Here is a 23,297-nt window from a genome sequence, read left to right as displayed (position 1 = left end):
CTATTAATCTCTAAAAAAGAATAATGTTTTATCAAGCATCTCTTTTCGAGATTTGATGGTCAAGCCTGGAGGCCCGCCGCGGCCTCCGCCGCCAGGGAGCAAGCGCATGCAACAGTCCGTCACGCAGTGGCTCGGTATCGAGCAGCCGATCATCCAGGCACCGATGCTGGGCGTATCCACCCCGCAGCTGGCGGCCGCCGTGTCGAATGGCGGCGGTCTGGGCTCGATCAGCGTGGCGGCCAGCTCGGCGCAGCAGGCCCGCGCGCAGATCGGCGAGGTGCGCGCGCTGACCGCCAAGCCGTTCAACGTCAACCTGTTCTGCCACCGGCCGATGGCCAGCAGCCCGGCGGCGCAGGCCCGCTGGCTGGAGCATCTGCGGCCATTCTTCGCCGAGTTCGACGCCACGCCGCCGACCGCGCTGCGCGACATCTACCAGAGCTTCGTCGCCGATCCGGCCATGCAGGCCATGCTGCTGGAGGAGCGCCCGGCGGTGGTCAGCTTTCACTTCGGCCTGCCCGAGCCGGCCTGGATCGCAGTCCTGCAACAGGCCGGGATTCGCGTGCTGGCCTGCGTCACCAGCCTGGCCGAGGCCGAGCTGGCGCAGGCGGCAGGGGTCGACGGGCTGGTGGCGCAGGGCATCGAGGCCGGCGGCCACCGCGGCCTGTTCCTGCCGGAACAGGGCGATCCGGGCATCGGCACCCTGGCCCTGGTGCGCCTGCTGGTGCAGCGCGGCACGCTGCCGGTGATCGCCGCCGGCGGCATCATGGACGGCGCCGGGATCAGGGCCGCCCTGGCCCTCGGAGCGCTGGCGGTGCAGATGGGCACGGCGTTCGTCCTGTGCCCGGAATCCGCGGCCAACGCCGCCTACCGCGCGGCGCTGAAGGGCGAGAAGGCCTACCGCACGCAGATCACCACGGCCATGTCCGGGCGCCCGGCGCGCGGCCTGCCCAACCGCATCTTCAGCGAGGTCGGCGGCCCGGGCGCGCCGGCGCTGCCCGGCTACTCCTACACCTACGATGCGACCAAGGCACTGCAGGCGGTCGCCGCGGCCCAGGGCTGCCACGACTTCGCCGCCCAGTGGGCCGGCCAGGGCGCGCCGCTGGCCCGCGAACTGCCGGCGGCGGAGCTGCTGGCGGTACTGGTGGCGGAGCTGCACGCCGAGGGATGAGGCCGTGGCGCTCACGAGTAAAGCCGGCGGGGGGAGCCGCCGGCTTTTTCGTAACCGCAGCCGGCCGAGCAAGCGGGCTGCGGTGCGCGAGGCCGTCGCCGGTTAAGGGCTATCCTGCGTGGAAATGGCGGTAAAGTGCCCTTTCGCTGCAGTTTCGGCTGCGGCCCGCAGGACGGGCGATGTGCGACGCACTAGTATGGAAGCCATAAGAAGAAGGAGTGCCGAATGCGCGTCGCGATGTGGCTTGGCTTATGGCTGAGTGCTGCCACGCATGCCGCCGACCCCGTGCAGGAGGCCATGGCCGAGCTGCAGCCGAGCACCTTGGCGGCCGCCGAGCAGCGCGCCGAGCTGGCCTGGTTCGCCGCCGCCGGCCAGCCGTTCGCCGGCGTGCAGGTGCGCGTCATCGCCGAGCAGATCCCTACCCACTGGTACGAGGCCAGCGTGCTGGCGCCGCTGTTCGGCCGGCTCACCGGCATCCGCGTGATCCACGAGGTCAGCGGCGAGGACGATCTGGTCAACAAGCTGCGCACCCAACAGCAGAGCGGCCTGCCGCTGTACGACGCCTATGTCAGCGACAGCGACCTGCTCGGCCAGCACTTTCGCGACGACCAGGTACTGGCGCTATCCGATTTCATGGCCGGCGAGGGCGCCGGCGTCACCTCGCCGACCCTCGACCTCGCCGACTTCATCGGTCTGCCCTTCGTCACCGCCCCCGATGGCAAGCTCTACCAACTGCCGGACCAGCAGTTCGCCAACCTCTACTGGTACCGCCAGGACTGGTTCGAGCGCCCCGAGTTGCGCCAGGCCTTCCGCGAGCGCTACGGCTACGAGCTGGACGTGCCGCAGAACTGGTCGGCCTACGCCGACATCGCCGCCTTCTTCAGCGAGCAGGTGGGCGAGATCGACGGCCAGCGCGTCTACGGCCACATGGATTACGGCGGCTTCGACCCCTCGCTGGGCTGGCGCCTGTCCGATGCCTGGCTGGGCATGGCCGGGGTGGCCGACCTCGGCCTGCCCAACGGTCTGCCGGTGGACGACTGGGGCATCCGTGTCGAGGGCTGCCGCCCGGCCGGCGCCAGCACCCGGCGCGGCGGCGCCCTGGACAGCCCGGCGGCGGTCTACGCGCTGCAGCAGTACATCGACTGGCTCAAGCGCTATGCGCCGCCGCAGGCGCAGCGGATGAGCTTCAACCAGGCCGGCAATTTCGCCGCCCAGGGTCAGGTGGCGCAGCAGATCTTCTGGTACACCGCGTTCACCACCGACTACACCAGGCCCGGCAGCCCGGTGGTGGATGCCCAGGGCAAGCCCAGATGGCGGGTGGCGCCGTCGCCGCGCGGCGCCTACTGGCAGGACGGCATGAAGTCCGGCTACCAGGATGTCGGCGCCTGGACCCTGCTGAAACATACCCCGCTGCGCCAGCGCCAGGCCGCCTGGCTGTACGCGCAGTTCGTCACCGCCAAGAGCGTGTCGCTGCGCAAGACCCTGGTCGGGCTGACGCCGATCCGCCGTTCCGACCTGGACTCGCCGGCCCTGCTCGCCGAGGCGCCGCGCCTGGGCGGCCTGGTCGAGTTCTATCGCAGCCGGGCGGCGCGGCGCTGGACGCCGACCGGGGCCAATGTGCCGGACTACAGCGGCATGGCCAGCCTGTGGTGGCGCCAGCTGCATCCGGCGGTCAGCGGCCAGCTCAGCGCGGCGCAGGCCCTGCACAACCTGGCCGAGGCCTTCGACCGCCATCTGCTGGCGGTCGGCCGGCGCCAGCAGCATCCCTGTGCACCGCGGCTGAATGCCGAACAGGGTGTCCAGCACTGGCTGCTGCAGCCGGGCGCGCCCTGGCCGCAACTGGCCGACGAGCACCCGCCGGGACGTACCCTGAACTACCAGGAGGCATTGCGTGCGTGGGATTAGCCTGCTGGTGCTGTGCCTGCTCGGCCTGCCGGTGCGGGCCGCCGAGGTACAGCTGTTCGCCTGGGAGCGGCCGCCGCTGGTGCAGCAGACGGCCGACGGCCAGGGCGCCGGGCTGGTGCCGGAACTGACCCGCGAGCTGTTTCGCCGCGCGGGCAGCTCCTACCGCCTGAGTTTCCTGCCGCTGCAGCGGGCCCTGCTCAAGGTGCAGCAGGAGCCCAACAGCTGCGTCTTGCTGGTCGAGCGCCGCCAGGAGCGCGAGCCCCACTATGCCTGGATCGGCCCGCTGCTGATCTCGCGCCTGGGCCTGTATGCCAAGGCCGATGACCCGCTGCAGCTGGACAGCCTGGAACAGGCGCGGGGCCTGCGCATCCTCAGCCACCAGGGCTCGGGCGCCGGCGACTACCTGCAGGGCGTGGGGCTCGACGTGCTCTATTCGAACAAGGAATCGCTCAACCTGAGCATGCTGCAGCGCAGCCGTGCGCGGCTGTGGGCCACCAGCGCGGCGGTGGTGCATGCGCTGGCGGCCAATCCGGCGCCCCGCGAGGTGCTGCCGTTTCTCACCCTGATGGAAGACATCGCCTGCCATCCGCAGCTCGACCCGGCGCTGCTGCAGCACCTGCAGGCAACCTTGCAGCAGATGTACCGCGAGGGCTGGGTGCAGGCGCTGTACCGCCAGCATGGGGTGAGCCTGGACTAGTGCTGCAGTGCGGCGGTGCAGGGTGCATCCTGGGCTGGCCGCCTTTTTTGGCCGCCGTACCGGCCAGGCTCTTGCCCCGTTTGGCGCAGCGAAGCCCGGCGGCGCAGCACGTCAGCGGGCCGCAAGCATAAAAAAACCGCCCCGGAGGGCGGCTTTTTCACTGCAGCGGCGAATTACAGACCGTTAGCGGCCTTGAACTCGCGGCGGCGGCGGTGCAGGACCGGCTCGGTGTAGCCGTTCGGCTGCTTGGTGCCTTCGACCACCAGTTCCAGGGCGGCCTGGAAGGCGATGTTGCTGTCGAAGTTCGGCGCCAGCGGACGGTACAGCGGGTCGTTGGCGTTCTGCCGGTCAACCACCGGCGCCATGCGCTTGAGGCTCTCGACGATCTGCGCTTCGCTGACGATGCCATGACGCAGCCAGTTGGCCAGCAGCTGGCTGGAGATGCGCAGGGTGGCGCGGTCTTCCATCAGGCCGACGTCGTTGATGTCCGGCACCTTGGAGCAGCCGACGCCCTGGTCGATCCAGCGCACCACGTAGCCGAGGATGCCCTGGGAGTTGTTGTCCAGTTCGTTCTGGATTTCTTCCGGGGTCCAGTTGGTGTTCGGTGCCAGCGGGATGCTCAGGATGTCGTCCAGCGAAGCGCGCTCGCGCTTGGCCAGTTCGGCCTGACGGGCGAACACGTCGACCTTGTGGTAGTGCAGGGCGTGCAGCGCGGCGGCGGTCGGCGACGGTACCCAGGCGGTGTTGGCGCCGGCCAGCGGGTGGGCGATCTTCTGCTCGAGCATGCCGGCCATCAGGTCGGGCATGGCCCACATGCCTTTGCCGATCTGGGCGCGACCCTGCAGGCCGGTGGCCAGGCCGATGTCGACGTTCCAGTTCTCGTAGGCGCTGATCCACTTCTCGGATTTCATGGCGGCCTTGCGCACCACGGCGCCGGCTTCCATGGAGGTGTGGATTTCGTCACCGGTACGGTCGAGGAAGCCGGTGTTGATGAACACCACGCGCTCGCTGGCGGCCTTGATGCAGGCTTTCAGGTTGACGGTGGTGCGGCGCTCTTCGTCCATGATGCCGACTTTCAGGGTGTTGCGCGGCAGGCCCAGCACGTCTTCGACGCGACCGAAGATCTCGGTGGTGAAGGCGACTTCTTCCGGGCCGTGCATCTTCGGCTTGACGATGTACACGGAGCCGGTGCGGGTGTTCTTGCGGCTGGTGTTGCCATTCAGGTTGTGGATGGCGATCAGGCTGGTGAACAGCGCGTCCTGGATGCCTTCCGGAATCTCGTTGCCCTGGGCATCGAGGATCGCCGGGTTGGTCATCAGGTGGCCGACGTTGCGCACGAACAGCAGGCTGCGGCCGTGCAGGGTCAGCTCGCTACCGTCGGCCTTGGTGTAGACGCGGTCCGGGTTCATGGTGCGGGTGAAGGTCTGGCCGCCCTTGGCTACTTCTTCGGCCAGGTCGCCTTTCATCAGGCCCAGCCAGTTGCGGTAGACGATGACCTTGTCGTCGGCATCGACGGCGGCGACGGAGTCTTCGCAGTCCATGATGGTGGTCAGCGCGGCTTCCATCAGCACGTCTTTGACGCCAGCGGCGTCGGTCTGGCCGACCGGGCTGTTGGCGTCGATCTGGATTTCGAAGTGCAGGCCGTTGTGCTTGAGCAGCACGGCGACCGGCTTGGCGGCGTCGCCCTGGAAGGCGATGAACTGGGCGGCGTTCTTCAGGCCGGTGCTGCTGCCGTTCTTCAGGCTCACGGCCAGTTGGCCGTTCTTCACTACATAAGCAGTGGCGTCGACGTGGGACGCGCCTTCCAGCGGCGCGGCTTCGTCGAGGAACGCGCGGGCGAAGGCGATGACCTTGTCGCCACGGACCTTGTTGTAGCCCTTGCCTTTCTCGGCGCCGTTTTCTTCGCTGATCACGTCGGTGCCGTACAGCGCGTCGTACAGCGAGCCCCAGCGGGCGTTGGAGGCGTTCAGGGCGAAACGCGCGTTCATCACCGGGACTACCAGCTGCGGGCCGGCCAGGCGGGCGATTTCTTCGTCGACGTTCTGCGTGGTGGCCTGGAAGTCGGCCGGCTCCGGCAGCAGATAGCCGATTTCCTGGAGGAAGGCCTTGTAGGCGGCGGCGTCGTGCGCCTGGCCTTTGCGCGCCTGGTGCCAGGCGTCGATCTGGGCCTGCAGTTCGTCACGTTTGGCCAGCAGGGCGCGGTTTTTCGGGGCCAGATCGTTGATCACGGCTTCGGCGCCAGCCCAGAACTTGTCGGCAGCGATGCCGGTACCGGGGATGGCTTCATTGTTGATGAAGTCGTAAAGGGCTTTGGCGACCTGCAGGCCACCGACTTGAACGCGCTCAGTCATTGCTTGCCTCACTTGATTCCAGACAGCTCTAAATCCGGGCCGGACGGCCATGTAGTACGAGCCGCGGGATACTACATGACTCGCGGGAAAAAATCAGTCACAGCCTGTCAGCGCCTGCCGGGCGGCGGCGGCCCAGGGCTATACTGCGGACATCAAGCAAGGAAGGGAGAGGCCGATGACTGTCGTGCGTGCTGGAGTCAATGACCTGGATGAGCTGGTCGGTCTGTTCGGCGCTTATCTGCAGTTTTACCAGGTGCCGCGGGCACCGGGCGAGATCGCCAAGTTCCTCGGCGGGCGCCTGCAACAGGGCGACTCGACGCTGTTCATCGCCCGCGACGAGCAGGGCGTGGCGCGGGGCTTCGTCCAGCTCTATCCGCTGTTCGCCTCGCTGAGCATGGCCCCGGCCTGGCTGCTCAGTGATCTCTACGTGGCCCCGCAGGCACGCCGCCAGGGCGTGGCCGAGGCGCTGATGCAGGCCGCCCGGGCCCACGCCGAGGCGAGCGGAGCCTGCGGCCTGCAACTGGAAACGGCGAAAACCAACCTGGCCGGCCAGGCGCTCTACGAGAAACTCGGTTACGTGCGCGACGAGCTGTTCTATACCTACTGGCTGGGCCTGCCTGGCCAGGGTGTTTGAGCTATACCCCAGACAATGACGAAGAGGCTTGCCATGGATCATCTGGTACTCACCGTAATCGCCCCGGACCAACCGGGCCTGGTCGAACGTATCGCCCAGTGCATCGCCGCCCATGGCGGCAACTGGCTGGAGAGCCGCATGTCGCGCATGGCCGGGCAGTTCGCCGGGATCCTGCGCGTGGCCGTGCCGGCGGAAGGCTATGACGAACTGGTCGAGGGTCTGCAGGGCCTCGGCGCCTTCGGCATTCGCGTGCTGCTGGCGGAAAGCGGCATCGAGCCGTCCTGCACCTGGAAGCCGATCCTGCTCGACCTGGTCGGCAACGACCGACCGGGCATCGTCCGCGACATCACCCGCCTGCTCGCCGAGCAGGGGGTCAACCTGGAAAGCCTGACCACCGAGGTCAAGCCGGCACCGATGAGCAGCGAGCCGCTGTTCCACGCCGAAGCGCTGCTGGCGGTGCCGCTGACGCTGTCCCTCGACCTGCTGCGCGACAAGCTGGAAAACCTCGCCGACGACCTGATGGTGGAGCTGAACCTGCGCACCGAGACCTGATATCCCCGAATCACGGGGATGGTGCTGTGGATAAACTGGGGAGCCCCGGCGCACTGGCTAGTGCCCCGGGGCTTTTCGTTGAATGGCTAAAAAACCGGCAGTTTTCACCGATTGTGCACAAAGCGCGGGGATGCTTCTGTGGATAAGCTCGGGATGCCTGGCGCCAGGCCAGGGGCGCCGTGGCCTGGCGCCGATTGGCTGATTTCTGCGCAAGCGCCGGCTGGCGCGCGGGGCTGCGGGGGACAGGTGCCTGCCAGCCGGCGGATATCCCCGAAAGCCGTGGATGATTCTGTGTACAAGCTGGGAGGCTAATGCGCCAGGCCACGGCCTGCCTGGCCTGGCCGGCTGTGTTCAGAAAACCGCCAGGGCGCCGCGCCTTGTGCACAAATGCCGGGGATGCTTCTGTGGATAAGCTCGGGGCAGCTGTCGGCAGGCCACGGCCGCCATGGCCTGGCGGGCGCTGGTTGATTTCTGTGCAGGGGGCGTGATGGCTGGGTCCGATGCGCGTCCGTGCGGCCCTGGCGAGCAGGGCGGCGGATGGCGGGGCGGTGGATATCCCCGATCAGTGGGGAAAGAGCTGTGGATAAGCTGGGGAGTCGCGGCGCCCGCCCTAGTCGCGTCAGGGTTGCCGGGGATCGGCTGAAAAACGAGCAGATTCAACGGCTTGTGCACAAAGGCCGGGGATGCTTCTGTGGATAAGGCGGGGATGATCGGCGCTGCGCCAGGCGTGGCGCGGGGTGTGAGCGTTTGGTTGTTTTCTGTACAGGCGCAATGTTCGTCCACAGGCCGGTTTCAGGCTACGCCTCGTAGGGTGCGCCGTGCGCACCGCCGGCCATGCCAGTGAACTGGGTGCGCGCGGCGCACCCTAGGGTTTCAGCGAAGCTCAGGCCGCCTGCCGGCGGCGCAGGCTCAGCCAGATATCCAGGCTGTACAGGGCCAGGCCGGCCCAGATGCAGATGAAGGCCAGCAGCTTGCTCGGGTCGAAGTGCTCGCCGAACAGGAAGATCGCCTGCAGCATCACCAGGGTCGGCGCCAGGTACTGCAGGAAGCCCAGGGTGGTGTAGGGCAGATGGCGCGCGGCGGCGTTGAAGCACAGCAGCGGCACCAGGGTGATCGGCCCGGCCGCGATCAGCCACAGCGCCTCGCTGCCGGTCCAGAACGCCGCCTGGGTGCTCATCGCCTGCGGGTGCCAGAGCAGCCAGCCGAGGGCCAGCGGCAGCAGCAGCCAGGTTTCCACCACCAGGCCGGGCAGGGCGGCCACCGGCGCCTGCTTGCGGATCAGGCCGTAGAAACCGAAGGTCAGCGCCAGCACCAGCGACACCCAGGGCAGGCTGCCGACCTGCCACAGCTGCTGCAGCACGCCCAGCGCGGCCAGGGCCACGGCCAGCCACTGCAGGCGGCGCAGGCGTTCGCCGAGCAGCAGCAGGCCGAGCAGCACGTTGATCAGCGGGTTGATGTAGTAGCCCAGGCTGGCTTCGAGCATGCGCCCGTTGTTCACCGCCCACACGTAGACCAGCCAGTTGCTGGCGATCAGCAGGCCGCTGAGCGCCAGCACGCCCAGGCGTTTGGGGTTGCTGCGCAGTTCGCGCAGCCAGCCCGGATGTTTCCACGCCAGCAGCAGGGCGGCACCGAACAGCGCCGACCATAGCGCGCGGTGGACGATGATCTCCAGCGCCGGCACGCTCTGCAGGGCCTTGAAGTACAGCGGGAACAGGCCCCAGATGGTGTAGGCGATGATGCCCAGCAGGTACCCGCGCTGCGGGTTGGCGGTGGCCATGTGGAATCCTTGGTTAGGCAGCTAACTAAGCCAGCGATTCTAGTGGGGCGCGGCGAGCTTGTCTGGTCGTTCAGCTTTGTTCGGCTGGTCGCCGTGGCGATTGCCGTCAGGCTTTCTTTACGCTCGGGGCGTGTACCTGCCGTGCGCAGCAGTGGCCTGCGCGCGGTTATCGGTGCGCACGGCGCAATCCACGGCTCAGAACAGCTTCAGCGGCTCTTCATCCAGCGCTGCCAGCTGTTCGCGCAGCACCAGAATCTGGTCGCCCCAATAGCGTTCGTTGGCGAACCAGGGGAAGGCCCGGGGGAAGGCCGGGTCGTCCCAGCGCCGGGCGATCCAGGCGCTGTGATGCATCAGGCGCAGGGCGCGCAGGCCTTCGATCAGCGGCAGCTCGCGGCTGGCGAAGTCGTGGAACTCGTTGTAGCCGTCGACCAGTTCGGCCAGCTGGCCGAGGCGCTCGTGGCGTTCGCCGGCGAGCATCATCCAGATGTCCTGCACCGCCGGGCCCATGCGGCAGTCGTCGAGGTCGACGATATGGAAGCTGTCGTCGCGGCACAGCAGGTTGCCCGGGTGGCAGTCGCCGTGCAGGCGGATCGGCGTGTAGCGCACGCCGGCGAACAGCTGGTCGAGGCGCCCCAGCAGGTCGCGCGCCACCGACTCGTAGGCCGGCAGCAGGCTGCGCGGGATGAAGTTGCCGTCGAGCAGGGTGGCCAGCGAGTCGTGGCCGAAGTTCTGCACGCCGAGCGCCTCGCGGTGGGCGAACGGGCGGCTGGCGCCGACCGCGTGCAGGCGCCCGAGCAGCTGGCCGAGGCGATACAGCTGGTCCAGGTTGCCCGGCTCCGGGGCGCGGCCGCCGCGCCGCGGGAACAGGGCGAAGCGGAAGCCGGCGTGCTCGAACAGGGTCTCGCCACCCAGCACCAGGGGCGCCACCACCGGGATTTCGCAGTCGGCCAGCTCGGCGCTGAAGGCATGCTCCTCGCGGATCGCCGCATCGCTCCAGCGTCCCGGCCGGTAGAACTTGGCGATCAGCGGCGTGTCGTCCTCGATGCCGACCTGGTAGACGCGGTTCTCGTAGCTGTTCAGCGCCAGCACGCGGGCGTCGCTGAGGTAACCGAGGCTCTCCACGGCATCCAGCACCAGGTCGGGGGTGAGGGTGGCAAAGGGATGGGACATGGGCGGCTCCGTTCGGTGGGCGCCTAGTCTAGCCCTATTGGCCGGGTTGGCGGGGAACGGTTCAGACGCGCAGCGCCGCGCTGCGGCGCGGGTCGCCGAGGCCGTAGACCAGCAGCAGCAGGAGGAACGACAGGCCCAGCAGGCAGGCCGCCAGGCGGTGGGCCTCGGCGTAGCGCAGCGCTTCGACGTGCTGGAACAGGGCGATGGAGACCACCTGGGTCTCGCCGGGGATGCTGCCGCCGAGCATCATCACCACGCCGAATTCGCCGAGGGTGTGGGCGAAGCCGAGCGTCGCGGCGACCAGCAGGCCGCGCCGCAACAACGGCATGACCACCCAGCGCAGGCGCTCCCAGCGATTGGCGCCGAGGCTGGCGGCGGCCTCCAGCAGGCTCGCCGGGATCTCGCGGAAGGCCACGGTCAGCGGCTGCACCACGAAGGGCAGCGAGTAGATCACCGAGCCCAGCACCAGGCCGCTGAAGCTGAAGGCCAGGCCGTGCCCGGTGAGCCACTGCCAGCCGGCGCCGAGCTGGGTCTGCGGGGCGAACAGCACCAGTAGGTAGAAGCCCAGCACGGTCGGCGGCAGCACCAGCGGCAAGGCCAGCACGGCGTCCAGCACCTGGCGCAGGCGCGTCTGCCGGCGCACGCGCCAGGCCGCCAGCGGCACGCCGATCAGCAGCAGCAGGGCGGTGGACACCGCGGCCAGGCGCAGGGTGATCGCCAGGGCCTGCCAGTCGTTGTCACTCAGTAGCACAGTCGGCCTCGCCGGGCAGGGCATAGCCCGCGGATTGCAGGGTGTCGCGCTGGGCGTCGAAGAACGCCAGGAAGGCCTCGGCGTTCGCCTGGCGCTCGCCCCTGGCCAGCAGCACCCGCTTCTGTACCAGCGGCTCGTAGAGGCTGGCGTCGACCAGGCTGTACTGGGTGGGCGGAATCCCGGCCGCGGTCAGCTGGCTGAGGGCGACGAAGCCGCCGGGGGCGTGCCCGCTGTCGACGAACTGGAAGGCCTGGCCGATGTCCTGGCCGTAGACCAGTCGCGCCTGCAGGCTCGGCCACTGGCCGCTGCGCTGCAGGGCCTGCTGCGCGGCCTTGCCGTAGGGCGCGGTGGCCGGTTGGGCGAGGGCGATCTTGCCGGCGGGCAGGGCGTCCAGCCTGGGCGCGGTCCGCGGCGTCCAGAGCGCCAGGCGGCCGCAGGCATAGGTGCGCACGGCGGCGCCGGTGCCCGCGGCGGCCAGCTGCTCCGGGCGCTCGGCATCGGCCGAATAGAACAGGTCGAAAGGCGCGCCACGGCGGATCTGCTCGAAGAAGGCGCCGCTGGAGCCGCCGATCACCTGCACCGGGTTGCCGCCCTGTTGCTGGTACTGCGCGGCGATCCGTTCCATCACAGGCAACAGGTTGGCGGCCACGGCGATGCGCACGGGTTCGGCAGCCGCCAGGCTGGTGCCGGCGAGCAGGGCAAGGAGCGGGAAGACGAGCGGCAGGCGCATGTGGCTGATCCGGGCCGGAGAGCTAGGAGGCCGAGAGTAGCGGACAACCGGGGCGGCCGGCTATCCGCCAGCCAGGTCGCCGGGCTTGGGCGTGCGCGCCAGGCAGTAGATGTCCACCCGCGCCGCGCCGGCCTGGCGCAGCAGGCGGGCGATGGCCTCGGCGGTGGCGCCGGTGGTCAGCACGTCGTCGACCAGCGCCAGGTGCCGGCCCTGCACCGCGGCCCGCTCGTCGAGGGCGAAGGCGCGGCGCAGGTTGCGCTTGCGTGCGGCGGCATCCAGTTCCTGCTGGTGCGCGGTGTCCTGTGGGCGCAGCAGCCAGTGCTTCTGCGTGGCCAGGGCGAGGCTGGCGCCCAGCCAGTCGGCAAGCATCTCCGCCTGGTTGAAGCCGCGCTGGCGCAGGCGCTGGCGGCTCAGGGGCACGGCCAGCAGCGCGTCGGGGCGCGGCTGGCCTTCGGCATAGGCATGCAGCAGATGATGTGACAGCAGGCCGGCCAGCAGGCGTCCCACTGGCCAGTTGCCGCGATGCTTGAAGCGGGTGATCAGGCTGTCGACCGGGAAGGCGTAGCGCCACGGCGCCTCCACTCGCGCAAAAGCCGGTGGCCGCTTCAGGCATTCGCCGCAGACCAGCCCGGCGGCCGGCAGCGGCAGGGCGCAGACCTGGCAATGCCCGCCGAGCCAGGGCAGCTCGCCCTCGCAGGCGCTGCACAGGCTGTGCTCGGTGTCGGCCGTTTCGTCGCAGAGCAGGCAGATTTGTTTGTTTTTTGTCCAGATGTAAACCTGGTTGTCCTGGTGTGGTTGACAGCGCATGGTCCTTCCCTGACGATGCCGAACAGCCGTGTTGCGACCAGCCTAGCAGCCAACGAATAAGGAATACCCCCGATGAGTGCCAGCCTTTCTTCCGTCACCCGCCACGACTGGAGCCTCGCCGAGGTCAAGGCCCTGTTCGAACAGCCGTTCAACGACCTGCTGTTCCAGGCCCAGACCGTGCACCGCGCGCATTTCGACGCCAACCGCGTGCAGGTCTCGACCCTGCTGTCGATCAAGACCGGCGCCTGCCCGGAAGACTGCAAGTACTGCCCGCAGTCCGGCCACTACAACACCGGCCTGGACAAGGAAAAGCTGATGGAAGTGCAGAAGGTGCTGGAGGCCGCTGCCGAGGCCAAGGCCATCGGTTCCACCCGCTTCTGCATGGGCGCGGCGTGGAAGCACCCGTCGGCCAAGGACATGCCCTACGTGCTGAAGATGGTCGAGGGCGTGAAGAAACTCGGCCTGGAAACCTGCATGACCCTGGGCAAGCTCGACCAGGAGCAGACCCGCGCCCTGGCCGAGGCCGGCCTCGACTACTACAACCACAACCTGGATACCTCGCCGGAGTTCTACGGCAACATCATCACCACCCGCACCTACAGCGAGCGCCTGCAGACCCTGGCTTACGTGCGCGAGGCGGGGATGAAGATCTGCTCCGGCGGCATCCTCGGCATGGGCGAGTCGCTGGACGATCGCGCCGGGCTGCTGATCCAGCTGGCCAACCTGCCGGAGCACCCGGAAAGCGTGCCGATCAACATGCTGGTCAAGGTCAAGGGCACGCCGCTGGCCGAGGAGCAGGACGTCGATCCGTTCGACTTCATCCGCATGCTCGCCGTGGCGCGGATCATGATGCCGAAATCCCACGTGCGCCTGTCCGCCGGGCGCGAGGCGATGAACGAGCAGATGCAGGCCCTGGCCTTCATGGCTGGCGCCAACTCGATCTTCTACGGCGAGAAGCTGCTGACCACCAAGAACCCGCAGGCCGACAAGGACATGCAGCTGTTCAAGCGCCTCGGCATCAAGCCGGAAGAGCGCGAGGAGCACGCCGACGAAGTGCACCAGGCGGCCATCGAGCAGGCCCTGGTCGAGCAGCGCGATTCCAAGCTGTTCTACGACGCCACTTCGGCCTGAGGCTCCGTTTGGTGGATGGATAAAGCGCCAGCTGCGCGCCCCGATCCACCCTACGCAGAACCTGACCTCTCCGTAGGGTGGATAACTCGCTTGCGGTTATCCACCGATTGCCGGTACCCGTGCCCATGACATTCGATCTCGCCACCCGCCTCGCCGAGCGTCGCGCCGCTCACCTCTATCGCCAGCGCCCGCTGTTGGACAGCCCGCAAGGCCCCGAGGTGGTGGTCGACGGCCGCCCGTTGCTGGCCTTCTGCTCCAACGACTACCTGGGCCTGGCCAACCATCCCGAGGTGATCCGGGCGATGCAGCAGGGCGCGCAGCAGTGGGGCGTCGGCGGCGGCGCCTCGCACCTGGTGATCGGCCACAGCACCCCGCACCACCAGCTGGAAGAGGCCCTGGCCGAGTTCACCGGGCGCCCGCGCGCGCTGCTGTTCTCCACCGGCTACATGGCCAATCTCGCTGCCGTCACCGCCCTGGTCGGCCAGGGCGACACGGTGCTGGAAGACCGCATCAACCACGCCTCCCTGCTGGATGCCGGGCTGCTGTCCGGGGCGCGCTTCTCCCGCTACCTGCACAACGACGCCGCCAGCCTGGCCAGCCGCCTGCAGAAGGCCACGGGCAACACCCTGGTGGTCACTGACGGGGTGTTCAGCATGGACGGCGACCTGGCCGACCTGCCGGCGCTGTGCGCCGCGGCGAAGCAGAAGCAGGCCTGGGTGATGGTCGACGATGCCCATGGCTTCGGCCCGCTGGGCGCCACGGGCGGCGGCATAGTCGAGCACTTCGGCCTGGGTCTGGACGATGTGCAGGTGCTGGTCGGCACCCTGGGCAAGGCCTTCGGCACGGCCGGGGCCTTCGTCGCCGGCAGCGAGGAACTGATCGAGACGCTGATCCAGTTCGCCCGGCCCTACATCTACACCACCAGCCAGCCGCCGGCGGTGGCCTGCGCCACCCTGAAGAGCCTGGAGCTGCTGCGTACGGAAGGCTGGCGCCGCGAACACCTGAACACGTTGATTGCGCGCTTCCGCCAGGGCGCGGCCGAGATCGGCCTGACCCTGATGGACAGCCCGACGCCGATCCAGCCGATCCTGATCGGTGACAGCGAGCGTGCGCTCAAGCTTTCTGCACTGTTGAAGGCGCGCGGCCTGCTGGTCGGCGCCATCCGTCCGCCCACCGTGCCGGCCGGCAGCGCCCGCCTGCGGGTGACCCTGTCCGCGGCGCACAGCGAGGCGCAGCTGGAACAACTGCTCGACGCCCTGGCCGAATGCTGGCCGCAGGTACACGACCATGCGTGAACAACTGATCCTGCTGCCCGGCTGGGGCCTCGGCAGCCTGCCCCTGGAAGTGCTGGTCGAGGCCCTGCGCGGCCTGGCCCCGCAACTGCAGGTAGACATCGAGCCGCTGCCCGAGCTGAGTAGTGGCGAGCCGCGCGACTGGCTGCTGGAGCTGGACGAGCGCCTGCCTGAGTACACCTGGCTGGGCGGCTGGTCGCTGGGCGGCATGCTCGCCAGCGAGCTGGCGGCGCTGCGCGGCGAGCGTTGCCGCGGCCTGCTGACCCTGGCCAGCAACCCCTGTTTCGTCGCCGGCGCCGACTGGCCGCACGGCATGCCCGAGGCGACCTTCAACGCCTTCGTCGACGCCTGCCGGCAGGACCCGCGCGCCACCCGCAAGCGCTTCAGCCTGCTCTGCAGCCAGGGCGCCGCCACCGCCCGCGACCTGGCCCGCCAGCTGCAGGCTGCGGCGCCGCAGCTGGCGCCCGAGGTGCTGCTGGCCGGCCTCGAGGTGCTCGGCAATTTCGACGGGCGCAGCGCCCTCCAGCGTTTCGCCGGGCCGCAGCTGCACCTGCTGGCCGGCGCCGATGCCCTGGTGCCGGCCGAGGTGGCCGGTGATCTGCTGGCGCTGCAGCCGGATATCGAAGTCGGCCTGATCGAGGATGTCAGCCATGCCTTCGTGCTGGAGCGCCCCCATGAAGTGGCGGCGGCGATCCTGGCATTCCTCAGCGAGGCCGGCGATGACTGACTGGCACGAACAGAGCGGCCTGCCGGACAAGCGCCGGGTCGCCGCCTCCTTCTCCCGCGCGGCCGAGAGTTACGACAGCGTCGCCGCCCTGCAGCGCGCCGTGGGCATCGAGCTGCTGGCGCGCCTGCCGGTGCAGCTGGCGCCGCAGCGCTGGCTCGACCTGGGCAGCGGCACCGGGCATTTCAGCCGGGTGCTGGCGGCGCGCTTCCCGGCGGCCGAAGGGCTGGCCGTGGACCTGGCCGAAGGCATGCTGCGCCATGCCCGGCCGCTCGGCGGCGCGCAGCGCTACATCGTCGGCGATGCCGAGCGCCTGCCGCTGCGCGACGGTTGTGTCGACCTGATCTATTCCAGCCTGGCCGTGCAGTGGTGCGCGGATTTCGCCGCGGTGCTGGCCGAGGCCCACCGAGCACTGCGCCCCGGCGGCGTGCTGGCCTTCACCAGCCTGTGCGTCGGTACCCTGCAGGAGCTGCGCGACAGCTGGCAGGCGGTGGACGGCTTCGTCCACGTCAACCATTTCCGCCGCTTCGCCGAGTACCAGCAGCGGTGCGCGGCCAGCGGCCTGCGCCTGCTGACCCTGGAGCGCCAGGCGCACTGCCTGCATTTCGGCGATCTGCGCCAGCTGACCGACGAACTCAAGGCGCTCGGTGCGCACAACCTCAACCCCGGGCGCCCCGGCGGCCTGACCGGACGGGCGCGGATTCGCGCGCTGGTCGCGGCCTACGAGAGCTTCCGCCAGGCGCAGGGCCTGCCGGCCACCTACCAGGTGGTCTACGGCGTGCTGCAAAAGGAGGCCTGAGATGGGCAGGGCGTTCTTCGTCACCGGTACCGATACCGACGCCGGCAAGACCACCATCGCCGCCGGCCTGCTGCATGCGGCGCGGCTGGCGGGCCTCAGCACGGCGGCGGCCAAGCCGGTGGCTTCCGGCTGCGAGGCGACGGCCGCGGGGCTGCGCAACAGCGATGCCCTGGCCCTGCTCGCCGAGTGCTCGCTGCCGTTGAGCTATGCCGAGGTCAATCCGCTGGCCTTCGCCCCGCCCATCGCCCCGCACCTGGCGGCGCGCGAGGCGGGCATCGAGCTGAGTGTCGACGCGCTGCTCGGGCCGGTGCGGCACATCCTCGACCAGGGCGCCGACTTCACCCTGGTCGAAGGCGCCGGTGGCTGGCGGGTGCCGCTGGCGGGGCAGGCCAGCCTGTCCGACCTGCCCGTCGCCCTGGGCCTGCCGGTGATCCTGGTGGTCGGCGTGCGCCTGGGCTGCATCAGTCATGCGCTGCTGACGGCCGAGGCGATCGCTCGCGATGGCCTGGTCCTGGCCGGCTGGGTGGCGAACATCCTCGACCCGCAGACCGCACGCCTGGAAGACAACCTCGCGACCCTCGCCGAACGCCTGCCGGCGCCGTGCCTGGGACGGGTGCCGCGCCTGCCGCGAGCGAGCGCGGCGGCGGTGGCGGCCCACCTGCAGCTGGCGCCGCTGGACCTGCCGATATGAACAGTTGGTCGGCCAGCGGCTTTTTTGTGTGCAGGGAATGAACATTTTCTGCTTCACTTGATGCCATGTGTCCGTCCCCAAGGGGAACTGCGGTATGGAAATCTCCACCAGCGCCTTCAGCTCCGGGCTCGGCGCCATCCAGGCGGGCCAGCGCCGGGTCGACCAGGCGGCTGCCGGCATCGCTGGCGCCACGCTGCCCCAGGCCCAGCAGGCGGCACCGACGCCTGGCAGCGAGCGCAGCACCCAGGCCGAGCTGGCCGAGAACCTGATCGCCCTGACCGTGGGCAAGCTCGAGGCGCAGGCGGGTGCCCGAGTGGTCGAAACCGCCGATGAAGTGCTCGGCACCTTGATCGATACCCGCGCCTGAGCCGGCGCACCTAGTCTCACCCCGCGTAGGGAGTGAGGAGGGCTTGTATGCAGATCGGCAGCGCCGCGTTCCATGTCGCGCCTTCGCCGTCTGCCCTGCCGGCCAGACCCCTTGTGCCCGGCGACCCCGCCGGACCGTCTTCCCCCGACCTGATGCGTGCCGACCAGGCGCCCGTCATTCCCGCCCAGGCCGCTGATGCAGGCGGCCAGGCTTCCCCGCGCGAAGCGGATGACCAGTCCCCAGGCCGCGCTACCGAACGCCCGGCTGCGCAGGCCGAGCAGTTGCGCCAGGAACAGCAGCAGATCGCCAGCCTGGCCAGCCGCGACCGCGAGGTGCGCAGCCATGAGCAGGCGCATGCCGCCGTCGGCGGCGCCTACGCCGGGGCGCCGAGCTACAGCTACAAGCGCGGCCCGGACGGCAAGACCTACGTGGTCGGTGGCGAGGTGGGCATCGACGTCAGCCCGATCCCCGGCGACCCGCAAGCCACCCTGCGCAAGATGGAGGTGGTCCAGCGTGCCGCGCTGGCCCCGGCCGAGCCGTCCGCCCAGGACCGCCGCGTAGCGGCCCAGGCTCAGGCCCAAGCCAGCCAGGCGCGCGTCGAACTGGCCGAGATGCGCCGCGAGGAGGCGCTCGCCGCCCGCGAGGAGCGGCGCCTGAGCGCCGAGCAGCGCAAGGCAGCCGAAGCGGCCGAGGGCGAGCAACCGCCGGCCACGCAGCAGCCCCCGCCATCTACGCCTAGTCTTGAGCTATACCGCAATCTGGCCCAGTTGCAGGAGCCGGTCGCGGCGGTCGATCTGCTGGCCTGAACGGTGCTGGCGGGTGCTTGACAAGGGTGGGGCGTAAACGTATGTTTCAAACGCCTGTTTGATTGCTGCGCCAGCTCATGGCTGCCGGGCTATGGGAGAAATCCCGCAGACGACCGTGATTGCTCCGGTCACCAAAAACTAAGGAATCCACCGTAGAGGTTTACCGCTATGCCTGAGTACAAGGCCCCCTTGCGTGATATCCGCTTCGTTCGCGACGAACTGCTCGGCTACGAAGCGCACTATCAGAGCCTGCCTGGCTGCCAAGACGCCACCCCGGACATGGTTGACGCCATTCTGGAAGAAGGCGCCAAGTTCTGCGAGCAGGTAATCGCCCCCCTCAATCGTGTGGGTGACCTGGAAGGTTGCACCTGGTCCCCGGAAGGCGTGAAGACCCCGACCGGCTTCAAGGAAGCCTACAAGCAGTTCGTCGAAGGCGGCTGGCCCTCCCTGGCCCACGACGTTGATCACGGTGGCCAAGGCCTGCCGGAATCCCTGGGTCTGGCCATCAGCGAAATGGTTGGCGAGTCCAACTGGTCCTGGGGCATGTACCCGGGCCTGTCGCACGGTGCGATGAACACTCTGGCCGAGCACGGCACCGACGAGCAGAAGCACACCTACCTGACCAAGCTGGTATCCGGCGAGTGGACCGGCACCATGTGCCTGACCGAGCCGCACTGCGGTACCGACCTGGGCATGCTGCGCACCAAGGCCGAGCCGCAGGCTGACGGCTCGTACAAGGTGTCTGGCACCAAGATCTTCATCTCCGCCGGCGAACACGACATGTCGGACAACATCGTCCACATCGTGCTGGCCCGCCTGCCCGACGCGCCGCAAGGCACCAAAGGCATCTCCCTGTTCATCGTGCCGAAGTTCAACGTCAACGCCGATGGCTCCGTGGGTTCGCGCAACGCCGTTTCCTGCGGCTCGCTCGAGCACAAGATGGGCATCCACGGCAACGCCACCTGCGTGATGAACTTCGACGGCGCCACCGGTTACCTGATCGGCCCGGCGAACAAAGGCCTGAACTGCATGTTCACCTTCATGAACACTGCCCGCCTGGGTACTGCTCTGCAAGGTCTGGCCCACGCCGAAATCGGCTTCCAGGGCGGCCTGAAGTACGCTCGCGAGCGTCTGCAGATGCGCTCCCTGACTGGCCCGAAAGCGCCGGACAAGGCCGCTGACCCGATCATCGTCCACCCGGACGTGCGTCGCATGCTGCTGACCATGAAGGCCTTCGCCGAAGGCAACCGCGCCATGGTGTACTTCACCGCCAAGCAGGTCGACATCGTCAAGTACAGCCAGAACGAAGAAGAGAAGAAAGCCGCCGACGCGATGCTGGCCTTCCTCACTCCGATCGCCAAGGCGTTCATGACCGAAGTCGGCTTCGAAGCGGCCAACCATGGCGTACAGATCTATGGCGGCCACGGCTTCATCGCCGAGTGGGGCATGGAGCAGAACGTTCGCGACAGCCGTATCTCCATGCTGTACGAAGGCACCACCGGCGTTCAGGCCCTCGACCTGCTGGGTCGTAAAGTGCTGATGACCCAGGGCGAAGCGCTGAAAGGCTTCACCAAGATCGTGCACAAGTTCTGCCAGACCAACGAAGCCAACGAGGCCATCAAGGGCCTGGTCGAGCCGCTGGCCAAGCTGAACAAGGAGTGGGGCGACCTGACCATGAAAGTGGGCATGGCCGCGATGAAGGACCGCGAAGAAGTCGGTGCCGCCTCGGTGGACTACCTGATGTACTCCGGTTACGCCTGCCTGGCCTACTTCTGGGCCGACATGGCCCGCCTGGCTGCCGAGAAGATCGCTGCCGGCACCGCCGACGAAGCCTTCTACAAGGCCAAGCTGCAGACCGCGCGCTTCTACTTCGCGCGTATCCTGCCGCGTACCCGCGCGCACGTCGAAGCCATGCTGTCCGGCGCAGGCAACCTGATGGAAATGGACGAAGCCCACTTCGACCTGGGCTACTAAGCCCTTCCGACCTCAGGTCAGAAAAACCGCGGCCCTCGGGTCGCGGTTTTTTTTTGCCTTGGGTTTACCGCCACGGCCGCAATCGAACCGCCTCCCGGGCTCGGCGCGTGTCGCAAAATGCGCGCTGGGCTGCTGCCGGAATCCTCGCGCGCAGGCAGAATGGCGCATCCCGTTGCAGTGCCGTGCGCACTGGAGATTGCCGTGTTCCGTCTGGCCGCCGTTCGTTTCAGTCATTTCCTGCTGCCCCTGCTGCTGTTGCTCGGCGGCGCGCTGACGGCGCACCTGGCGGTGCTCAACGAGTTCTTCCTGTCGCTGTTCAATGTCCTGCCGACCTTGCTGTTGCTGCTCGGCGGCGCCTTCTGCGTGGTCTACAGCCGCCAGCGCGAGCTGTCGCTGCTGGTGGTGGTGTACCTGTGCTATTTCCTGCTCGACACCCAGACCGACTACTTCCGCCGGCATGGCCAGGTGCGCGAGGACGCCGCTCTGGTGTTCCACCTGTGCAGCCTGCTGCTGCCGTTGCTCTACGGCCTGTTCGCCGCCTGGCGCGAGCGCAGCCACCTGCTGCAGGACCTGGTGGCGCGCGCCGCCGTGCTGCTGGCGGTGGGCGGGGTGGCCGTGGCCCTGGCCCAGCGCTTTCCCCAGGCCCTGCAGGGCTGGCTGGCGGAAGTCCATTGGCCGCTGCTGCATGGCCAGTGGATGAGCCTGGTGCAGCTGGCCTACCCGCTGTTCGCCCTGGCCGTGGTGCTGTTGCTGGTGCAGTACCTGCGCCAGCCCAGGCCGCTGCATGCCGCCGCCCTGTGCGGCCTGTTCGGCCTGCTGTGGATGTTGCCGAAGACCTTCAGCCAGCCCCATGCGCTGCAGGTGATCAGCAGCCTGGTGATGCTCATGCTGGTTGCCGCGGTGGCGCACGAGGCCTACCAGATGGCCTTTCGCGACGAACTGACCGGGCTGCCCGGACGCCGCGCGCTGAATGACCGGCTGGAGCGCCTGGGGCGTAGCTACGTGCTGGCCATGGCCGATGTCGACCACTTCAAGGCCTTCAACGACACCCATGGCCACGATGTCGGCGACCAGGTGCTGCGCCTGGTGGCCAGCCAGCTGCGCAAGATCGGCGGGGGCGGCAAGGCCTACCGCTACGGCGGCGAGGAGTTCACCCTGGTGTTTCCCGGCAAGAGCCTGGAAGACTGCCGGCCGCACCTCGAAGCGGTACGCCAGGCGGTGCAGGGCTACAACCTGCAGCTGCGCGACCAGCGCAGTCGCCCGCAGGACGACAAGCAGGGGCGCCAACGCCGGCGCGCGGCCTCGGCCAGCAGCGTGTCGGTGACCATCAGCATCGGCGTGGCCGAGCGTGAAGCCCGCCATCGCGGCGCCGATGAAGTGATTCGCGAGGCCGACAAGGCGCTGTACGGCGCCAAGCGCGCCGGGCGCAACTGCGTGATGGCGCATGGGCAGAGCCGGCGGGGAGCGGTCAAGGAGGCCACCGTCGAGGCCTGAGTGCTTGCGGGCGGTGGTTCGAACGAAGATTTTTGCGTGACTTTATTTTTGTTAATGGTCACGTGATGACTCTTTGTCCCCTATTGGTTGTTCGGATAAACTTGAGGTTTCCCTTAAAAGCGGTCCGCAGACCGCCCCGTTGGCCCCTCCGAGGATTGCTCCATGGCTGATTACCAAGCCCCCCTGCGCGACATGCGCTTCGTGCTCAATGAAGTGTTCGAAGTTTCCAAGCTGTGGGCCCAGTTGCCGGCCCTGGCCGAAGTGGTGGACGAAGACACCGCCAGCGCCATTCTCGAAGAAGCCGGCAAGGTCACTGCCGGTACCATCGCCCCGCTCAACCGCAGCGGTGACGAGGAAGGCTGCTCCTGGGAAGGCGGCGCGGTGAAGACCCCGGCCGGTTTCCCCCAGGCCTACCAGACCTACGCCGAGGGCGGCTGGGTCGGCGTCGGTGGTGACCCGGTATTCGGCGGCATGGGCATGCCCAAGGTGATCTCGGCCCAGGTCGAGGAAATGGTCAACTCGGCCAACCTGTCGTTCGGTCTGTACCCGATGCTGACCGCTGGCGCCTGCCTGTCGATCAACGCCCACGCCAGCGCAGAGCTGAAGGAAAAGTACCTGCCGAACATGTATTCCGGTGTATGGGCCGGCTCCATGTGCCTGACCGAGCCGCACGCCGGCACCGACCTGGGCATCATCCGCACCAAGGCCGAACCCCAGGCCGACGGCAGCTACAAGATTTCCGGCACCAAGATCTTCATCACCGGCGGCGAGCACGACCTGACCGAGAACATCATCCACCTGGTACTGGCCAAGCTGCCGGACGCCCCGGCCGGCCCGAAAGGCATCTCGCTGTTCCTGGTGCCGAAAGTCATGGTCAATGCCGACGGTTCGCTGGGCGAGAAGAACTCGCTGTCCTGCGGCTCGATCGAGCACAAGATGGGCATCAAGGCCTCGGCCACCTGCGTGATGAACTTCGACGGCGCCACCGGCTGGATCGTCGACGCGCCGAACAAGGGCCTGGCGGCCATGTTCACCATGATGAACTACGAGCGCCTGGGCGTCGGTATCCAGGGCCTGTCCCTGGGCGAGCGCAGCTACCAGAACGCCGTGGAATACGCCCGCGACCGCATCCAGAGCCGTGCGCCGACCGGCCCGGTAGCCAAGGACAAGGCCGCCGACCCGATCATCGTGCACCCGGACGTGCGCCGCATGCTGCTGACCATGAAGGCGCTGAACGAAGGCGGTCGTGCCTTCTCCAGCTACGTGGCGATGCAGCTGGACACCGCCAAGTTCAGCGAAGACGCCGCCACCCGCAAGCGCGCGGAAGAGCTGGTCGCCCTGCTGACCCCGGTGGCCAAGGCCTTCCTCACCGACATGGCGCTGGAAACCACCGTGCACGGCCAGCAGATCTTCGGCGGTCATGGCTTCATCCGCGAGTGGGGCCAGGAGCAGCTGATCCGCGACTGCCGCATCACCC

General features: G+C 68.4%; 21 protein-coding genes. 15 read left to right on the top strand and 6 right to left on the bottom strand.

Annotation, left to right across the window (positions count from 1 at the left end; translation table 11 throughout):
• Window positions 1-106: 106 nt before the first annotated feature.
• From F3I62_RS00105 to F3I62_RS00095, 3 genes are all read left to right on the top strand, one after another.
• A complete protein-coding gene (locus F3I62_RS00105) occupies window positions 107-1,168 on the top strand; it encodes a nitronate monooxygenase family protein (RefSeq protein ID WP_160487668.1) in 1,062 nt (353 codons plus the stop codon).
• A 225-nt stretch (window positions 1,169-1,393) separates the two neighbouring features.
• A complete protein-coding gene (locus tag F3I62_RS00100) occupies window positions 1,394-3,073 on the top strand; it encodes an ABC transporter substrate-binding protein (RefSeq protein ID WP_160487667.1) in 1,680 nt (559 codons plus the stop codon).
• Window positions 3,060-3,770 (top strand): transporter substrate-binding domain-containing protein, encoded by a 711-nt coding sequence (locus F3I62_RS00095; protein WP_160487666.1) that lies wholly within the window; start codon window positions 3,060-3,062, stop codon window positions 3,768-3,770. The genes F3I62_RS00100 and F3I62_RS00095 overlap by 14 nt, the downstream gene beginning before the upstream one ends.
• A 173-nt stretch (window positions 3,771-3,943) precedes the next feature.
• On the opposite strand, the gene F3I62_RS00090 is transcribed toward F3I62_RS00095, so the two are convergent.
• Complete coding sequence (locus F3I62_RS00090) at window positions 3,944-6,121, bottom strand: malate synthase G (RefSeq protein ID WP_160487665.1); 2,178 nt, start codon at window positions 6,119-6,121, stop codon at window positions 3,944-3,946.
• A 175-nt stretch (window positions 6,122-6,296) separates the two neighbouring features.
• Between F3I62_RS00090 and F3I62_RS00085 the strand changes: the two genes are divergently transcribed.
• Together F3I62_RS00085 and F3I62_RS00080 are read left to right on the top strand one after the other, a co-directional pair.
• Complete coding sequence (locus F3I62_RS00085) at window positions 6,297-6,755, top strand: N-acetyltransferase (protein WP_160487664.1); 459 nt, start codon at window positions 6,297-6,299, stop codon at window positions 6,753-6,755.
• Window positions 6,756-6,788: 33 nt separating this feature from the next.
• Window positions 6,789-7,307 carry a glycine cleavage system protein R gene (locus F3I62_RS00080; protein ID WP_160487663.1) on the top strand — a complete coding sequence of 173 codons (519 nt, stop codon included), beginning with the start codon at window positions 6,789-6,791 and terminating at the stop codon, window positions 7,305-7,307.
• Window positions 7,308-8,190: 883 nt separating this feature from the next.
• Here the strand turns inward: F3I62_RS00080 and rarD are convergent.
• The 5 genes from rarD to F3I62_RS00055 form a co-directional block, all read right to left on the bottom strand.
• Window positions 8,191-9,084, bottom strand: a complete 894-nt coding sequence (rarD, locus tag F3I62_RS00075) for an EamA family transporter RarD (protein ID WP_160487662.1) — start codon at window positions 9,082-9,084, stop codon at window positions 8,191-8,193.
• Window positions 9,085-9,279: 195 nt separating this feature from the next.
• A complete protein-coding gene (locus tag F3I62_RS00070) occupies window positions 9,280-10,254 on the bottom strand; it encodes a serine/threonine protein kinase (RefSeq protein ID WP_160487661.1) in 975 nt (324 codons plus the stop codon).
• 61 nt (window positions 10,255-10,315) lie between these two features.
• Window positions 10,316-11,005 (bottom strand): molybdate ABC transporter permease subunit, encoded by a 690-nt coding sequence (modB, locus tag F3I62_RS00065; protein ID WP_160487660.1) that lies wholly within the window; start codon window positions 11,003-11,005, stop codon window positions 10,316-10,318.
• Window positions 10,992-11,735 carry a molybdate ABC transporter substrate-binding protein gene (modA, locus tag F3I62_RS00060; RefSeq protein ID WP_160487659.1) on the bottom strand — a complete coding sequence of 248 codons (744 nt, stop codon included), beginning with the start codon at window positions 11,733-11,735 and terminating at the stop codon, window positions 10,992-10,994. The genes modB and modA overlap by 14 nt, the downstream gene beginning before the upstream one ends.
• 60 nt (window positions 11,736-11,795) lie before the next feature.
• The gene (locus tag F3I62_RS00055; RefSeq protein WP_160487658.1) at window positions 11,796-12,542 is read right to left on the bottom strand and encodes a ComF family protein; all 747 of its coding nucleotides are present in this window, start codon (window positions 12,540-12,542) and stop codon (window positions 11,796-11,798) included.
• 72 nt (window positions 12,543-12,614) lie between these two features.
• Between F3I62_RS00055 and bioB the strand changes: the two genes are divergently transcribed.
• The 10 genes from bioB to F3I62_RS00005 all read left to right on the top strand — a co-directional run.
• Complete coding sequence (bioB, locus tag F3I62_RS00050; RefSeq protein ID WP_160487657.1) at window positions 12,615-13,673, top strand: biotin synthase BioB; 1,059 nt, start codon at window positions 12,615-12,617, stop codon at window positions 13,671-13,673.
• 125 nt (window positions 13,674-13,798) lie between these two features.
• Window positions 13,799-14,968, top strand: coding sequence for an 8-amino-7-oxononanoate synthase (bioF, locus tag F3I62_RS00045; RefSeq protein WP_160487656.1), 1,170 nt, complete (start codon window positions 13,799-13,801; stop codon window positions 14,966-14,968).
• Window positions 14,961-15,692, top strand: a complete 732-nt coding sequence (locus F3I62_RS00040; RefSeq protein ID WP_160487655.1) for an alpha/beta fold hydrolase — start codon at window positions 14,961-14,963, stop codon at window positions 15,690-15,692. Before bioF ends, F3I62_RS00040 begins: the two co-directional genes overlap by 8 nt.
• The gene (gene bioC / locus F3I62_RS00035) at window positions 15,685-16,488 is read left to right on the top strand and encodes a malonyl-ACP O-methyltransferase BioC (RefSeq protein ID WP_160487654.1); all 804 of its coding nucleotides are present in this window, start codon (window positions 15,685-15,687) and stop codon (window positions 16,486-16,488) included. The genes F3I62_RS00040 and bioC overlap by 8 nt, the downstream gene beginning before the upstream one ends.
• A gap of 1 nt (window position 16,489) precedes the next feature.
• Entirely contained in the window at window positions 16,490-17,179 is a 690-nt protein-coding gene (gene bioD / locus F3I62_RS00030) for a dethiobiotin synthase (protein ID WP_160487653.1), read from the top strand.
• A 94-nt stretch (window positions 17,180-17,273) separates the two neighbouring features.
• Window positions 17,274-17,546: a hypothetical protein gene (locus tag F3I62_RS00025; protein WP_160487652.1), complete on the top strand. Its 273-nt coding sequence runs from the start codon at window positions 17,274-17,276 to the stop codon at window positions 17,544-17,546.
• Between the two features lie 47 nt (window positions 17,547-17,593).
• On the top strand, window positions 17,594-18,352 hold the full coding sequence (locus tag F3I62_RS00020; RefSeq protein ID WP_160487651.1) for a putative metalloprotease CJM1_0395 family protein: 759 nt from the start codon (window positions 17,594-17,596) through the stop codon (window positions 18,350-18,352).
• Between the two features lie 168 nt (window positions 18,353-18,520).
• Window positions 18,521-20,326, top strand: coding sequence for a phenylacyl-CoA dehydrogenase (locus tag F3I62_RS00015; protein WP_160487650.1), 1,806 nt, complete (start codon window positions 18,521-18,523; stop codon window positions 20,324-20,326).
• 201 nt (window positions 20,327-20,527) lie between these two features.
• Entirely contained in the window at window positions 20,528-21,820 is a 1,293-nt protein-coding gene (locus F3I62_RS00010; protein WP_160487649.1) for a GGDEF domain-containing protein, read from the top strand.
• A gap of 162 nt (window positions 21,821-21,982) precedes the next feature.
• On the top strand, window positions 21,983-23,297 hold a 1,315-nt coding region (locus F3I62_RS00005), incomplete at its 3' end, for an acyl-CoA dehydrogenase family protein (RefSeq protein WP_160487648.1).

This window comes from Pseudomonas sp. R-28-1W-6 (assembly GCF_009799925.1).
Lineage (GTDB): Bacteria > Pseudomonadota > Gammaproteobacteria > Pseudomonadales > Pseudomonadaceae > Aquipseudomonas.
Note: the sequence above shows the minus strand (reverse complement) of the source record. Positions and strands in the feature narration are given on the sequence as shown.